At 65.6% G+C, this 13,514-nt stretch carries 13 protein-coding genes; 9 read left to right on the forward strand and 4 right to left on the reverse strand.

What is annotated here, in order from left to right; translation table 11 throughout:
* Positions 1-148: 148 nt before the first annotated feature.
* Together FHW97_RS21755 and rnd are read right to left on the reverse strand one after the other, a co-directional pair.
* On the reverse strand, positions 149-1,045 hold the full coding sequence (locus FHW97_RS21755; protein WP_022675704.1) for a hydrogen peroxide-inducible genes activator: 897 nt from the start codon (positions 1,043-1,045) through the stop codon (positions 149-151).
* A complete protein-coding gene (gene rnd, locus FHW97_RS21760) occupies positions 1,042-2,277 on the reverse strand; it encodes a ribonuclease D (RefSeq protein ID WP_171799734.1) in 1,236 nt (411 codons plus the stop codon). Before rnd ends, FHW97_RS21755 begins: the two co-directional genes overlap by 4 nt.
* A gap of 181 nt (positions 2,278-2,458) precedes the next feature.
* Between rnd and aspS the strand changes: the two genes are divergently transcribed.
* The 5 genes from aspS to FHW97_RS21785 all read left to right on the forward strand — a co-directional run bounded on the left by aspS (position 2,459) and on the right by FHW97_RS21785 (position 7,689).
* Positions 2,459-4,240 carry an aspartate--tRNA ligase gene (aspS, locus tag FHW97_RS21765; RefSeq protein WP_171799735.1) on the forward strand — a complete coding sequence of 594 codons (1,782 nt, stop codon included), beginning with the start codon at positions 2,459-2,461 and terminating at the stop codon, positions 4,238-4,240.
* Between the two features lie 140 nt (positions 4,241-4,380).
* A complete protein-coding gene (locus FHW97_RS21770) occupies positions 4,381-4,617 on the forward strand; it encodes an acyl carrier protein (protein ID WP_028657713.1) in 237 nt (78 codons plus the stop codon).
* A gap of 123 nt (positions 4,618-4,740) precedes the next feature.
* Complete coding sequence (gene fabF, locus FHW97_RS21775; RefSeq protein WP_022675711.1) at positions 4,741-5,997, forward strand: beta-ketoacyl-ACP synthase II; 1,257 nt, start codon at positions 4,741-4,743, stop codon at positions 5,995-5,997.
* Between the two features lie 62 nt (positions 5,998-6,059).
* Positions 6,060-7,043 (forward strand): endolytic transglycosylase MltG, encoded by a 984-nt coding sequence (mltG, locus tag FHW97_RS21780; RefSeq protein WP_022675707.1) that lies wholly within the window; start codon positions 6,060-6,062, stop codon positions 7,041-7,043.
* A gap of 121 nt (positions 7,044-7,164) precedes the next feature.
* The gene (locus tag FHW97_RS21785; protein WP_171799736.1) at positions 7,165-7,689 is read left to right on the forward strand and encodes a 2'-5' RNA ligase family protein; all 525 of its coding nucleotides are present in this window, start codon (positions 7,165-7,167) and stop codon (positions 7,687-7,689) included.
* Positions 7,690-7,820: 131 nt separating this feature from the next.
* On the opposite strand, the gene FHW97_RS21790 is transcribed toward FHW97_RS21785, so the two are convergent.
* Positions 7,821-9,206, reverse strand: a complete 1,386-nt coding sequence (locus FHW97_RS21790) for a putative 2OG-Fe(II) oxygenase (protein WP_171799737.1) — start codon at positions 9,204-9,206, stop codon at positions 7,821-7,823.
* Positions 9,203-10,714, reverse strand: coding sequence for a tryptophan halogenase family protein (locus FHW97_RS21795; protein ID WP_171799738.1), 1,512 nt, complete (start codon positions 10,712-10,714; stop codon positions 9,203-9,205). Before FHW97_RS21795 ends, FHW97_RS21790 begins: the two co-directional genes overlap by 4 nt.
* Before the next feature lie 201 nt (positions 10,715-10,915).
* Between FHW97_RS21795 and FHW97_RS21800 the strand changes: the two genes are divergently transcribed.
* From FHW97_RS21800 to FHW97_RS21815, 4 genes are read left to right on the forward strand one after another with little or no spacing between them, the layout of a single operon-like run.
* Complete coding sequence (locus FHW97_RS21800) at positions 10,916-11,197, forward strand: hypothetical protein (RefSeq protein ID WP_171799739.1); 282 nt, start codon at positions 10,916-10,918, stop codon at positions 11,195-11,197.
* A 41-nt stretch (positions 11,198-11,238) separates the two neighbouring features.
* Complete coding sequence (locus tag FHW97_RS21805; protein ID WP_169048247.1) at positions 11,239-12,072, forward strand: SPFH domain-containing protein; 834 nt, start codon at positions 11,239-11,241, stop codon at positions 12,070-12,072.
* Positions 12,069-12,614, forward strand: coding sequence for a hypothetical protein (locus FHW97_RS21810; RefSeq protein WP_171799740.1), 546 nt, complete (start codon positions 12,069-12,071; stop codon positions 12,612-12,614). Before FHW97_RS21805 ends, FHW97_RS21810 begins: the two co-directional genes overlap by 4 nt.
* 20 nt (positions 12,615-12,634) lie before the next feature.
* On the forward strand, positions 12,635-13,273 hold the full coding sequence (locus FHW97_RS21815) for a GNAT family N-acetyltransferase (RefSeq protein WP_171799741.1): 639 nt from the start codon (positions 12,635-12,637) through the stop codon (positions 13,271-13,273).
* Positions 13,274-13,514 lie beyond the last annotated feature (241 nt).

The following is a 13,514-nucleotide window of genomic DNA, read 5'->3' on the forward strand; positions in this document are numbered from 1 at the left end:
CGAGGCCGAAGCCAATTACTATGCAGCACTTGAGAACCGCGATATGGCTGCATAACCCTATTGAAACTGCCTCCGGAAAACCCGGGACGGTTCAAACACCCGGTCGCAACCCCATAGAGATCTTCCAGCGCGTTGTGGCGCTGCACCTTCATGGTGTGCGCAATTCCTCTGCCAGCAGGCGAAACTCGTCGGCGCGGGGCGAATTCTTGCGCCACACCAGGGCGATTTCGCGATAGGCATGATCGGATTGCAGCGGGCGGGCAACGATATGGGTGTCGTTGAGAATGCCGGCGTCCACCGCCATTTCGGGCAGCATGGTCAGCCCCAGGCCATTGTCGACCATTTGCACCAGGGTGTGCAGGCTGGTGCCGATCATCGTCGCGCTGGCGCGCAGTTCCGGCCGGTTGCAGGCGGCCAAGGCATGCTCTTTCAGGCAGTGCCCGTCTTCCAGCAGCAGCAGGCGCGTTTCATCGATCAGCGCCGGCGGCACCGATTCGGGCGGGTTGCGCGGATCGTCCTGCGGGAACGCCACATAGAGCCGGTCCTTGAACAGCGGCGCCACGTCCACTTCGCCGGTGGCAAAGGGCAGGGCGAGCAGCACGCAGTCGGCGCGGCCGTGGTGAAGTGATTCGATCGCGGCGGCGCTGGGCTCCTCGCGCAGGAAAAGCTTCAACTGCGGGCGTTCCTGGCGCAGGCGCGGCAGAATGCGCGGCAGCAGGAACGGCGCGATCGTGGGGATCACGCTCATGCGCAGTTCGCCGGCCAGCGGCACGCCGTGCGATTGCACCAGTTCGGACAGTTCCTCCGCCTCGCGCAGCAGGCGGTGCGCCTTGGCCACCACCTGGTTGCCCAGCGGGGTGAAGCGCACCACGCGGCGCGTGCGCTCCACCAGCGTCACGCCAAGCAGCGATTCGAGTTCGCGCAGCCCGGCCGACAGTGTGGACTGTGAAACGAAGCACGAATCGGCGGCTTTGCCGAAATGGCCATGTTCATGCAGCGCGACGAGGTATTGCAGCTGCTTGAGCGTGGGCAGGTAGGTGCTCATTCCCCGAGTGGCTCGCCAGCTTCGGGTTCGGCTGGCGTGGCCTTGGCCGGGCCGTTGTTGCCGATCTGGTCGATGTGCGCCATCTTGAGCTTGCCGTTGACCACGGCAAAGGCCAGGCGCCCTTCCACCAGTTCCAGCGCATCGCGGCCGAACTGTTCGTAGCGCCAGGTTTCCAGCAGGGCCAAGCCCTTGCGCTGCCCGGCGGCCAGTGCCTCCAGATCATCGCTGCGCGCCAGGAGGCGCGAGGCCACGTCGATTTCGCGGCTGCGGATCTTGAGCAGCAGCTTGAGCAGGTCGGCCACCAGCGCGCCTTCCTTGCCCAGCGGGGCGCCGCGCGGCGCGCGCGGGGGCATTTCCGCCTCGGTCAACGGCTTGGCATCGGCCAGCGTCTGCATCAGGCGGCGTCCGATATCGTTATCCTTCCATCCGGTAGAAAGGCCGCGCACCTTGGCCAGGTCGTGCTGTTCGCGCGGCGGGTGGCTGGCAATGTCGGCCAGGGTTTCATCGCGCATGATGCGCCCGCGCGGGATATTCTTGTCCATTGCCTCGGCCTCGCGCCAGGCGGCAATCGCGCGCAACCGGCCAAGCACGGCGGGATTGCGGCTGGGCGGGCGAATCTTTTCCCACACCTTGCCCGGGTCGTTGCGATAGTTTTCCGGGTCGGCCAGCTTTTCCATCTCGATATCCAGCCACTCGCCGCGCCCGGTCTTGATCAGGCGCTTGAGCATGCGCGGAAAAATCTTGGAAAGGTGAGTCACGTCGCCGATCGCATATTCGATCTGGCGTTCGGTCAGCGGGCGGCGCGACCAGTCGGTGAAGCGGGCGCCCTTGTCGATCGACAGGCCCAGCCACGCTTCCACCAGGTTGGAATAGCCGATCTGCTCGCTTTGCGAGAGGGCCATCATGGCGATCTGCGTGTCAAAGATCGGGTGCGGCGTGCGGCCCGAAAGATTGTAAATGATTTCAACATCCTGCCCGCCGGCGTGGAAGACCTTGAGCACGTCTTCGTTGTCGACCAGCAGATCGAGCATGGGCGAAAGGTCGATCCCCGGCGCCAGCGGATCGATGGCCGCGGCTTCCTCTTCATTGGCGATCTGCACCAGGCACAATTCGGGCCAATAGGTGTTCTCGCGCATGAACTCGGTGTCGACCGTGACGAAGTCTGACTTGGCCAGCCGCTCGCACAGATCGGCAAGCGCGGCGGTCGTGGTAATCAGCGGATGTATCTTCATCGTTCTTTTCTGTATGGCCCGAACCGCACCTGGGTGCCAAACACCCGTGGCGGCATGGGGCCGGTGGTGCCCCCGTCCGGGAGCGGCGGCTTGACAAAAGCGTGGCCATCGCCTCTTGGCCGCGCCTGACATTTAAGCCTGTCTCACCTGCCTTATTGCAGACCGATTGGAAAGAGTTTCGATGCATCCTTACCGTTCCCACACCTGCGGCGCCCTCTCGCGCGAGCATGTCGGCGAAAATGTTCGCCTTTCGGGCTGGGTGCATCGCAAGCGCGACCATGGCGGCGTGCTGTTCGTCGATTTGCGCGATCACTACGGGATCACCCAGATTGTGGCAGACAGCGACAGCCCGGCGCTGCCGCTGCTCGAATCCGTGCGCGTGGAAAGCGTCGTGACGATCGAAGGCGTGGTCAAGGCCCGCAACGAAGCGACCGTCAACGCCAACCTGGCAACCGGCGCGATCGAAGTGTTCGCCAAGGTGGCCACGGTGCTTTCGGCGGCAGAAGAGCTGCCCATGCCGGTAGCCGGCGAGCAGGAATATCCCGAGGATATCCGCCTGCGCTATCGCTTCCTCGATCTGCGTCGCGAAACCCTGCACGCCAACATCGTGACGCGCACGCGAATCATCTCCGACATGCGCCGCCGCATGGAAGGCTCGGGCTTCACTGAATATTCCACGCCGATCCTGACGGCATCGAGCCCGGAAGGCGCGCGCGACTTCCTGGTGCCGAGCCGCATCCACGCCGGCAAGTTCTATGCGCTGCCGCAGGCGCCGCAGCAGTACAAGCAGCTGCTGATGGTGGCGGGCTTTGACCGCTATTTCCAGATCGCGCCGTGCTTCCGCGACGAAGATCCGCGCGCCGATCGCCTGCCGGGCGAATTCTACCAGCTCGACCTGGAAATGAGCTTTGTGACCCAGGAAGAAGTCTGGGAAACGATGGAGCCGGTGATCGGCGGCGTGTTCGAGGCCTTTGCCGAAGGCAAGCCGGTGACGCCGATCGGCCAGTTCCCGCGCATTCCCTATGACGAGGCGATCCTCAAGTACGGGTCTGACAAGCCGGACCTGCGCAACCCGCTGCTGATCACCGACGTTTCGCACCACTTCACGCAGTCCGGTTTTGGCCTGTTCGAAAAGATCGTCGGCACCGGCGGCGTCGTCCGCGCCATTCCGGCGCCGAACACGGCGGACAAGAGCCGCAAGTTCTTTGACGAAATGAACGACTGGGCCCGCGCCGAAGGCCATGCTGGCCTGGGCTATGTCACGCGCAAGGGCGGCGAATTCGGTGGCCCGATCGCCAAGAATCACGGCGCCGAAGGCATGGCCGCGCTCTATGCCGAGCTGGGCCTGGGCGAAAACGATGGGCTGTTCTTTGCCGCTGGCAAGGCCGATCAGGCCGCCAAGCTGGCGGGCCTGGCGCGCAACCGCGTGGCCGCGCAGCTCGGTCTGGTGGAAGAAGGCACCTACAAGCTGTGCTGGATCGTCGATTTCCCGTTCTACGAATGGGATGAAGACAACAAGAAGGTGGAATTCAGCCACAACCCGTTCTCCATGCCGCAGGGCGGGATGGACGCGCTGACCAACCAGGACCCGCTGACGATCAAGGCGTTCCAGTACGATCTGGTCTGCAACGGCTATGAAATCGCCTCGGGCTCGATCCGCAACCAGTCGCCCGAAACCATGGTCAAAGCCTTCGAAATCGTTGGCCTGACCAAGGCTGACGTGGAAGAGCGCTTTGGCGGCCTCTATCGTGCGTTCCAGTATGGCGCGCCGCCCCACGGCGGCATGGCCGCTGGCGTCGACCGCATTGTCATGCTGCTGTGCGGGGCGCAGAACCTGCGCGAGATCACGCTGTTCCCGATGAACCAGCGGGCCGAAGACCTGCTGATGGGGGCGCCCTCGCCAGCCGAGCACAAGCAGTTGCGCGAGCTCAACATTCGCGTTGTCGAACAGCCCAAGGGCTGAGCGGCAGCGCATTCCGACCGGCGCTTGTGTCCCACGGCTGACAGGCCAGGATGCGGGCGCCTCTTGCCAGCGGTTCAACAGCCTATTAGGGCGATGCCTGACCCGCGACCACCAACCTGTTTCCTGCGAAGGGGCATATAATGAGCGATACCGCCGACCGCGTTAAGAAGATCGTTGTCGAGCACCTCGGCGTCGAGGCCGACAAGGTCACCGAAGACGCCAGCTTCATCGACGATCTCGGCGCTGACTCGCTCGACATCGTCGAGCTGGTCATGGCCTTTGAAGAAGAATTCGGTGTGGAAATCCCCGACGATGCGGCCGAGAAGATCTCGACCGTGTCTGACGCGATCAAGTACATCGACGAAAACAAGGGCTGATCGCCCCGCTTCCCCAACCGTTCCGGCCAGCAAGTGCGGGCCGGGCAGGGGAGGAATTCGGCAGGCTCAGTCCCCATATCTGCGGGGCTGGGCCTGTTCGTTTGTGATTTTGCGGAGAAAAGAATGCGTCGTGTCGTCGTAACCGGCCTCGGCCTTGTCACCCCGCTGGGCGCGGACGTGGAAACCGTTTGGGCGAATCTGCTCGCCGGCAAGTCTGGCGCCGGGCCGATCACGCGGTTCGATGCCAGCAACCAGAAGTGCCAGATCGCTTGCGAAGTGAAGCCGGCCGACCATCCCTATGGCTTTGATGCGTCACGCCGAGTCGATCACAAGATTCAGCGCCAGGTCGATCCGTTCATCGTCTATGGCATCGATGCTGCCGGCCAGGCGCTGGAAGATGCCGGCCTGGTGGACATGGACGATGATCTCAAGACGCGCACCGGCTGCTCGATCGGTTCGGGCATCGGCGGTTTGCCGGGCATCGAGAGCGAATCGATCGTCCTGCACGAAAAGGGCCCCGGCCGCGTCTCTCCGCACTTCGTGCATGGCCGCCTGATCAACCTGATCTCGGGCCAGGTTTCGATCAAGTATGGCCTGATGGGCCCCAACCACGCGGTTGTCACCGCCTGCTCCACCGGCGCCCATTCGATTGGCGATGCCGCGCGGATGATCAAGGATGGCGATGCTGACGTGATGCTGGCGGGCGGCGCGGAAAGCACGATCAACCCGCTGGGCGTGGCCGGCTTTGCCCAGGCGCGCGCGCTCAACTGCAGCTACAACGACCGGCCGGAACAGGCCAGCCGCCCCTATGACAAGGACCGCGATGGTTTCGTCATGGGCGAAGGCGCCGGCGTCGTCGTGCTGGAAGAATACGAACACGCCAAGGCGCGTGGCGCCAAGATCTATGCCGAAGTGGTCGGCTATGGCCTGTCGGGCGATGCCTATCACGTGACGGCGCCGCACCCGGAAGGCAAGGGCGCCGAACTCGCGATGCGCATGGCACTGCGCAAGGCAGGTCTGGAGCCGGGCGACATCGACTATGTCAACGCCCACGGCACCTCGACCATGGCCGACACCATCGAACTGGGCGCGGTCAAGCGCGTGCTGGGCGATGATCTGTCGGGCGCCTCGATGAGCAGCACCAAGTCGGCCATCGGCCACCTGCTCGGCGGGGCCGGCGCGGTCGAAGCGATCTTCTGCATCCTCGCCATCCGCGACCAGATCGTGCCGCCCACGCTCAACCTCGACAACCCGGATGAGGGCACCGAGGGCGTGGACCTGGTGCCGCACGTGGCCAAGAAGCGCCAGGTGCGCGCGGTGCTCAACAACTCGTTCGGGTTTGGCGGCACCAACGCCAGCCTGATCATGAAGGCGGTTTGAGCCGCAAGGCCAACCCGCGTGGCAAGCCGAAAGGCCGCCGTAAACCAAGGAAACGCGCTCCCATGATTGCCCGCATCGGTAAAGTCCGGCTGGTCATCCTGGGGGCGCTGCTCCTGGCGGCAGCATGGGGCACCCACTTCCTGTGGGGCTGGTATGGCCCGGGCCCGCTGGCCAAGGATACGGCGTTCGTCGTGCCCGATGGCGCCAGCATCGGCTCGATCGCCAGCAAGCTGGAGGCCGAAGGGGCAGTCGCTTCGGCCAGCACGTTCCGCGCCCGTGCGCGCCTGCTGGGCACGACGGCGCCGATCAAGGCCGGCGAATTCAGCCTGCCGGCCCACGCCAGCGGCTCTACCATCCTCAAGATTCTGCAAGGGGCCGAAGGCGCGATGCGCCGCCTGGTCACCGTGCCCGAGGGCATGCCCGCGATCATGGTGCAGGAACGGCTGATGGCGCAGCCGCTGCTGACCGGCACCGTCGACGTTCCCGAAGAGGGCACCGTGCTGCCCGACAGCTATGAATTCCGCCGTGGCGAACCGCGCAAGGCAGTGCTGGCGCGCATGCAGGCGGCCATGACCAAGACCCTGGCCGAATTGTGGGCACAGCGCAGCGCTGATACCGTGGCCAAGACCCCGCAAGAGGCGCTGATCCTGGCCTCGATCGTGGAAAAGGAAACCGGCAAGCCAGCCGAACGCCGCATGGTGGCCGGGCTCTATTCCAATCGCCTGCGCAAGGGCATGCTGCTGCAGGCCGATCCCACGATCATCTATCCGATCACCCGCGGCAAGCCGCTGGGCCGCCGCATCCGCCAGTCGGAAATCCAGGCTGTAAACGATTACAATACCTATTCGATGACCGGCCTGCCCAAGGGACCGATCACCAATCCCGGCCGCGCCTCGATCGAGGCAGTGCTGCACCCGGCGCATACCGAGGCATTGTATATGGTAGCCGATGGCACCGGTGGCCATGTCTTTGCCGATACTCTGGCCGAACATAATGCCAATGTGGCCAAATGGTTCGCCATTCGCCGGGCGCGCGGTGATCTCTAGGCTGGCATTTGCGCAACTACGGCTCTATTGGTCCGATACGGAGTTTTACGGATTTGCCGCCTGATGCGCGCGCGCATCGCTCCGGCTGTTCCGATTTCTCCCGCGCGGCGGGCCGCGCCGGGTGAGCGGGCCCCTGGTCCTGACAGCCCGGCTACCCGCCGCGTTCTTTGGCCAGATGGAAGGGTTGCGCCGCGCGCATTATCCGCCCGAACGCAATCATGTGCCTGCCCATGTCACGCTGTTTCACGCGCTGCCGCCCTCCGCCCATGGCGAAGTGCAGCGCTTGGCTGCCCGCGTTTGTGCGCAAACCGCGCCACCGACCGCGCATCTCGCCGGTCTGGCAGACCTGGGCACTGGTACGGCCGTTGCCGTGCACAGCCCTGCGCTGAACGCGGTGCATGCTGATTTGGCGGAAGCGCTCCAGGGGTTGCTCGGCCTGGCAGACCAAGGCCGGCCGCGCTTTCATGTAACTGTCCAGAACAAGGTTGTCCGCAGCGAAGCCCGCGCGCTCCAGGCGGCGCTGGCGGGCCGGTTCGAGGGGCAGGCCTTTGCCTTTGCCGGCCTCGACCTCCACGCCATTGAGCGCCTGCCCCAAGGCGGCGCCACCTGGCAGCCTGTAGGGCAGTGGACGTTTCGCGGCCGCTAAAATCCTCCCCGGCACGGGGAGGGGGACCGCGCGAAGCGTGGTGGAGGGGATCTTCAGCCTGAAACGCCGTTTGCAGCCGCCAGTCCCCTCCACCAGCCTGCGGCTGGTCCCCCTCCCCGTGCCGGGGAGGATCAGCTTGCCGGCACCACGTCGAAGGCAATGTTCAGCCGCTCCCCCGCATCGAACGGCACTGTGCCGTGCCACAGCCTGGAGGGGAACAGCACCAGTTGCCCCACCATCGGCGCGATCGTGCCATAGGGGGCAAGATCCAGTCCCAGTTCCTGCGGCGGCGCGCCATAGTGAAAGTGCCCGGCATCGGGCGCGGGGCTGTCGCCCGGATCGGGCAGGGCGACATAGAAGGCGCTGCTGATCCACCCCAACGGATGCGAATGGGTGACGTTGAAGCCGTGCCCGTGAAGCCGGACCGACCAACTGCCGCTGATCCGCACCGCATCGCGCGGGCGCGAGAGCAGCGGGTGGGCAGGATCGGGCGGGGGCAGGGCGGCAATGTAATCGCGCGTTGCCGCCAGCAGCGCCTCGCGCGTGCGCACCAGCACGGGTTCGTGGCGCAGCAGCACGCTGCGGTCAGTCTGGGTGCCGCCACGCACCGATTGTTCGGGATAGGGCAATTGTGCCCGGTGCAACCCGCGCAGCAGATCGGCCAGTTGTGCCAGTTCCCCCGTACTCAGCCCCACTGCCACGCTGCGCACAAATGCGGGATCGCCATCGAGCCATTGGGCCCGCGGATCGCCCAGCAGGCGCCAGCAGGTGGACACATAGGGCCAGACCTGCCCGGCCAGCGGCGATCCTGGCGCCTGCTGCGCTAGGGGTAGGGCAAGGGCCAGCGCCGCATCGGGCGCGCCCTCGCGCAGCGCCTGGCGGATGCGCGCGATCGTGATCAGCGGGCTACCGGGCAGCCCGCCCTGGCGCAGCAGCCGGGTCATCTCTGCGCCATCGCCGCTTTCCCCGGCCAGGAACACCCGCGCCTGGATCAGGGCAGGCAGCGCGCCCAGATGCCGCTCCGCCTCGTCCAGGATGGCGGCGGCGCGGGGCCAGTCGCGCACCTGGGCTACGGCCGCGAACCACCCCAGCCACAGCGCGGGCTGCGCCGGATGGGCGCGCGCGGCGCGGGCAAAGCTGGCATCGAAGGTGTGGCGGTCTCCGTTCACCCAGCGCAGCGAGCCCAGCACGCGGTGCCCGTCGGCCCAGGCGGGGTGGCGCGCCAAGGCCGCCTCCAGCGTGGCCAATGCTTTTGCCGCCTGGCCTTCGCTGGCCAGCGCCAGGGCGTGGTTGCGCTGTGCGTCGAGATGGTCGGGCCAGCGGCGGCAGACCGTGGCAAACAGGTGCGCGGCGGGATGGCCCAGTTCATAGCACGATTGCGCGTGAAGAAAGGCGACGGCGGGATCGTCTGGCGCCAGGGCATGGGCGCGCGCCATGGCGCCTTGCGCGCCGACCATGTCTTGCCGCGCGCGCAGGATGCGGGCGCGGTCGAGCCATTCACCCGCGCTTTCGCTCATGCCGGCTGCGGGGCAAGCCCGGCCAGCACCGCGCCATGCAGGGGTTGCTGCGCGGCCTCTGCGGCCATCGCGCCGCGCAGCCGGCCCAGCCATTCGCGCCCATCCACGCCGCGATAGTCGATCAGCGGGTCGTGCCCTTCGGGCAGGTTGTTCTGGCCGATGTGCACGGCCAGCCACGACGGCGGGGCAAAAAGGTCCAGCTCGCGCGCGATCAGGCGGCCGTGGCGGCGGAAATGGGCGATCTTCAAGGCCAGGCTGTCGGGGATGTCCATCGCCGCCACATGGCGCCACAGCTCGGCATCCTGCCGCTGCGTCAGCTTGTAGTGCAGGATGATGAAATCGCGGATGCGCTCCATCTCGCCATGGGCGATGCGGTTGAATTCATCGCGCGTGGCGGGATCGAAATCGCGATCGGGAAACAGGGCCAGGATCTTGGAGATATTGGCCTGGATCAGGTGGATCGAGGTGGATTCGAGCGGTTCGAGAAAACCCGAGGCGAGGCCAACGGCAATCACGTTGCGGTTCCAGTGCAGCTTGCGTCGCCCGGCCTGGAAGCGCACCGCGCGCGGATCGCCCAGCGCCGTTCCATCGAGGCTGCTGGCGAGATCCTCGGCCGCGCGGTCTTCATCCAGGAACGCGCTGCAAAAGACATAGCCGTTGCCGATGCGGTGTTGCAGCGGGATGCGCCACTGCCACCCCGCCGCGCGCGCGGTCGATCGGGTATAGGGCGTGGGGTTGGGATCGGCGGCCGGATGCGCGCAAGGCATGGCCACGGCGCGGTCACACGGCAGCCAGTGCGACCAGTCTTCGTATCCGGTCTTGAGCGCCCCCTCGATCAGCAACCCGCGAAAGCCCGAGCAATCGATGAACAGTTCTGCCTCGATCCGGCGCCCGTCGGCCATCGTGACTGCCTCGACACAGCCGGTCTCGCCATGCAGCGCCACGTCGGCAATGCGGCCTTCCACCCGTGTGACGCCGCGCTGTTCGGCAATCGTGCGCAGGAAGCGGGCATAGAGCCCGGCATCGAAGTGATAGGCATAGTCGAACGTGCTCATCACGCTGCGCGGATCGGGCGAGGGGTGGGCAAAGCGCCCGGCCCGCGCCAGGTGCCAGGCCATGGCATGCTCGTCGAGCGGGGCGGTCTCCCCCTGGCGCCGCGCCTGCAGCCAGTATTGGTGCATCGGCACCATGTCGAAATTGCGGCCATAAGGCCCGAAGGGATGGAAATAGCGCGAATTTTCCGCGCCCCAGCCGACGAATTCGATCCCCAGTTTGAAGCTGCCCTTGGTCCGCGCTAGGAACTCGCGCTCGTCGATGCCCAGGGTCTGGTTGAACACGCGGATCGGCGGAATGGTCGCTTCGCCCACGCCGATCGTGCCGATTTCCTCGCTTTCCACCAGGGTGATGGCGCAATCGCGCGCCAGGGCCTGCGAGAGCATCGCAGCCGTCATCCATCCGGCTGATCCGCCGCCAACAATCAGTACCTTGCGGATCTTGCGATCGTCCATGGTCTTGTTCCCCTCCCTGGGTGGCTGCATCCTACAATCAATTGCAGAGCGCGCAAAGCGGGCTTTTGGGCGGGTTGGAACCGCTCTTTTGAACCGGCGCGGACACGCATGAAATATTGGTAATAATCTCATTTGTCAGAAGAAATTGCCAGCGAAAGGTCTAGCTTGCGATCCAGCAGGGCCAGATCAGAAAGGCGCCGCGTGAGTCATCTGTTCATTCTGGCTTTCGTTGTCCTACTGGTTTTGCTGCGCCGGCAGGCGTCGCGACAGGCCCGCCAGCCCTTGCTCGCTCCGCCACCGCGCCGGCCCGTTCCGGCGGTCGAGGCGGCCGCGTCCGCAATGCCGGGCCTGGCCGATCCTGATGCCAGGGCGCTGGATGAGGGCGATGCCCCGGCCGTGCTGCCCAGCGCGCCCCGGCGTTCTGCCACGCTGGACCGCTTCTACCGCACCGTGCGCGGCCCGGGGCTGTGCTCCCCGCGCTAGACCCTGCACGCCTTTCCCCGCTTCCGTTCAGGAGACATGCGATGGCCATTACCAGACAAGTGATCACCACGGTGCGCAACGATGGGTCCGATGCGCTCGGCACCCGTACCGTCGCTTACAAGATCGCTGATGAAAGCATTGTCTCGGGCTCGCTCTTGACGGTGGAAAGCAACCACTTCTGCGTGCTCAAGTCGCGCGGGGCGGTGCTCGATGTCTATGAAACCGGGCAATATGCCATCGAAACGCCTGACAAGCCGCTGATCGGCTCGATCGCCAAGGGCTTTTTCGGCGGCTCCTCGCCGTGGGTCTATGAAGTCATCTATATCAACCGCTCCAAGCTGCTGGTGCGCAACAGCGGCATCGCCACCTCGGCGGAAATGGCCGAAGTGTCGTATGTCGTCGATTACTACATCCACATCGACAGCAAGCAGGAAGCGCTCGACCTGATCACCCACATGCCGTTTTCCGGCACGGTGATCGATACCAACGAAGTGGCCGATTATGCCGGCCCGGCGATCGAGCAGGCGATCAACCAGATCGTGCAGGTCACCAAGCTGGAAAACATCAACGAGCACATCAACGACGTGCGCGAGGCGGTGAAGGTCCACCTTGCTGATTTCCTCAAGGTTTACGGCATCATGCTCAATGACCTCAAGGTCTTGATCATGCCGCGCGACGAACGCATGCGCGAGTTGATCTCGCTTCAGGCGATCGGCCTCACCCCGATTGAATCGGTGCGCTATTACCTTGCGCTCAAGATGGCGGAAAAGGGCCTGGTCTCCGCCCCCAACGCGGCGGTGGGCATGCCCTTTGCGATCGGTGGCCAGCCCACCGGCTTCTACCCGCTCGGCCCGGAAGTGGGCGTGCCGACATGAGCGGGGCCGAGGACGACGGGCTGGCGGCGCGCGCAGGCCAGGTCGCGCTCAATCTTTTCCGCCGCTATGGCTATACGTTCTATCGCGTGGAAAACGATCTGCGCGCCGATGACCAGCGCATCCGCCGCATGGTGAGCGAGCTGTTGCAACAGGCGCGCAAGGCGCTGAGCGAGGCCGAACGGCGCTATCGCCGCGAGATGATCCCGCCGCCTTCGCGCGCCCAGCCGTTCCCGCCCGCAGACCTGGTCGCCAACGCCAAGCGGCTGGAAGCCGTGGCCCAGACGATCAGCGCGCTCGATGCGCAGGTGGCGCATATGCCGGTGCCTGGCAACGACTTCATGACCGCGCGCTATCGCAACGAGGCCGACACGCTGCGCCGTCTGTCGGAAGTGGACGTGGACCTGGTGGCCGACGCCCATGCCCTGGCCCAGGCCGTGCCGGGCGACGACCCGGTGCTCATCCTGGAGCAGGCGCCCGCCATCGCCGCCACCATCGCCCGCCTCAAGGACCGCATCGCGCAGCGCCAGGCGATGCTGCTGTAACCGCGCCGGGCCGCGCCGCGATGAACTCCCAGGGCCTTGATCCGCACCTACTGCGCGCCTGGCTCACCGCGCGCTCGCTGGCGCGCGGATTGCCCATGCCGGTGCCCGAGCACGGCGGCTTCCGCGTCGACACCGGATCAGACATGGAAACCGTGCGCTGGGTCTTTCCGCGCCTGTGTGATGGCCTGAAAGACCACGCCCGCGCGATCCACCAGCCCCGTCAGTTCATCAAGGTGTGCGCCACGGCAGAGGCCCTGCGCGCCGCCCTGCCGCCGCACTGGACGGTTCACCCCGCCAGCCAAGTGATGCGCGCCCACGGCGCAATGCCGCACCGAACGCTGGCGCACGGCTACAGCGTCACCACCGAGCAATCCGGCCCGGTGGTGGCCGTCCGCATCCTTGGTGAAACCGGCGAACTGGCCGCCAGCGGCTATGGCGCCGAAACGGATCACGTCTTCGTCTACGACCGCATCGTGACCGAGCCCGCCCATCGCCGCAAAGGCCTGGGCCATGTCCTCATGCAGACCTTGCACGCGGCACGGCGCGATCCCGATAGCCTGGAACTGCTGGTCGCGACGGACGATGGCCGGGCGTTGTACGAGACCTTGGGGTGGTGCGTTGTTGCGGCCTATGCGAGTGCTTCGATTGTTGAGGGTTGATCGGGCCGTGATCGGAGGCCTCTTTCGACCAGATCCGGTCGTTTGGATCAGCCGCCCGGACGGCTGCTCCTGACAGAAGCTGTCGACAGAATGCATCGAAGCGGGCCGGCAGTAAGCCGCTGCTGCGAACGCGCTGGCAGGATCAGCTTAGGCCGTGAACCCATAAATGAAACTATCGCTTTGTCGGCTTCCGCGCGCGGAATAGGATGGGTCCGACAAAGCAAATGTAAGCGACTGACGC

This window comes from Novosphingobium sp. SG754 (assembly GCF_013149315.1).
Classification (GTDB): Bacteria; Pseudomonadota; Alphaproteobacteria; order Sphingomonadales; family Sphingomonadaceae; genus Novosphingobium; species Novosphingobium capsulatum.

What these genes read in the sequence shown, in the direction of transcription:
- FHW97_RS21755 (WP_022675704.1), bottom strand. Translation starts at nt 1,045, where the DNA reads ATGAGCACCTACCTGCCCACGCTCAAGCAGCTGCAATACCTCGTCGCG.
- rnd (WP_171799734.1), bottom strand. Translation starts at nt 2,277, where the DNA reads ATGAAGATACATCCGCTGATTACCACGACCGCCGCGCTTGCCGATCTG.
- aspS (WP_171799735.1), top strand. Translation starts at nt 2,459, where the DNA reads ATGCATCCTTACCGTTCCCACACCTGCGGCGCCCTCTCGCGCGAGCAT.
- FHW97_RS21770 (WP_028657713.1), top strand. Translation starts at nt 4,381, where the DNA reads ATGAGCGATACCGCCGACCGCGTTAAGAAGATCGTTGTCGAGCACCTC.
- fabF (WP_022675711.1), top strand. Translation starts at nt 4,741, where the DNA reads ATGCGTCGTGTCGTCGTAACCGGCCTCGGCCTTGTCACCCCGCTGGGC.
- mltG (WP_022675707.1), top strand. Translation starts at nt 6,060, where the DNA reads ATGATTGCCCGCATCGGTAAAGTCCGGCTGGTCATCCTGGGGGCGCTG.
- FHW97_RS21790 (WP_171799737.1), bottom strand. Translation starts at nt 9,206, where the DNA reads ATGAGCGAAAGCGCGGGTGAATGGCTCGACCGCGCCCGCATCCTGCGC.
- FHW97_RS21795 (WP_171799738.1), bottom strand. Translation starts at nt 10,714, where the DNA reads ATGGACGATCGCAAGATCCGCAAGGTACTGATTGTTGGCGGCGGATCA.
- FHW97_RS21805 (WP_169048247.1), top strand. Translation starts at nt 11,239, where the DNA reads ATGGCCATTACCAGACAAGTGATCACCACGGTGCGCAACGATGGGTCC.
- FHW97_RS21810 (WP_171799740.1), top strand. Translation starts at nt 12,069, where the DNA reads ATGAGCGGGGCCGAGGACGACGGGCTGGCGGCGCGCGCAGGCCAGGTC.
- FHW97_RS21815 (WP_171799741.1), top strand. Translation starts at nt 12,635, where the DNA reads ATGAACTCCCAGGGCCTTGATCCGCACCTACTGCGCGCCTGGCTCACC.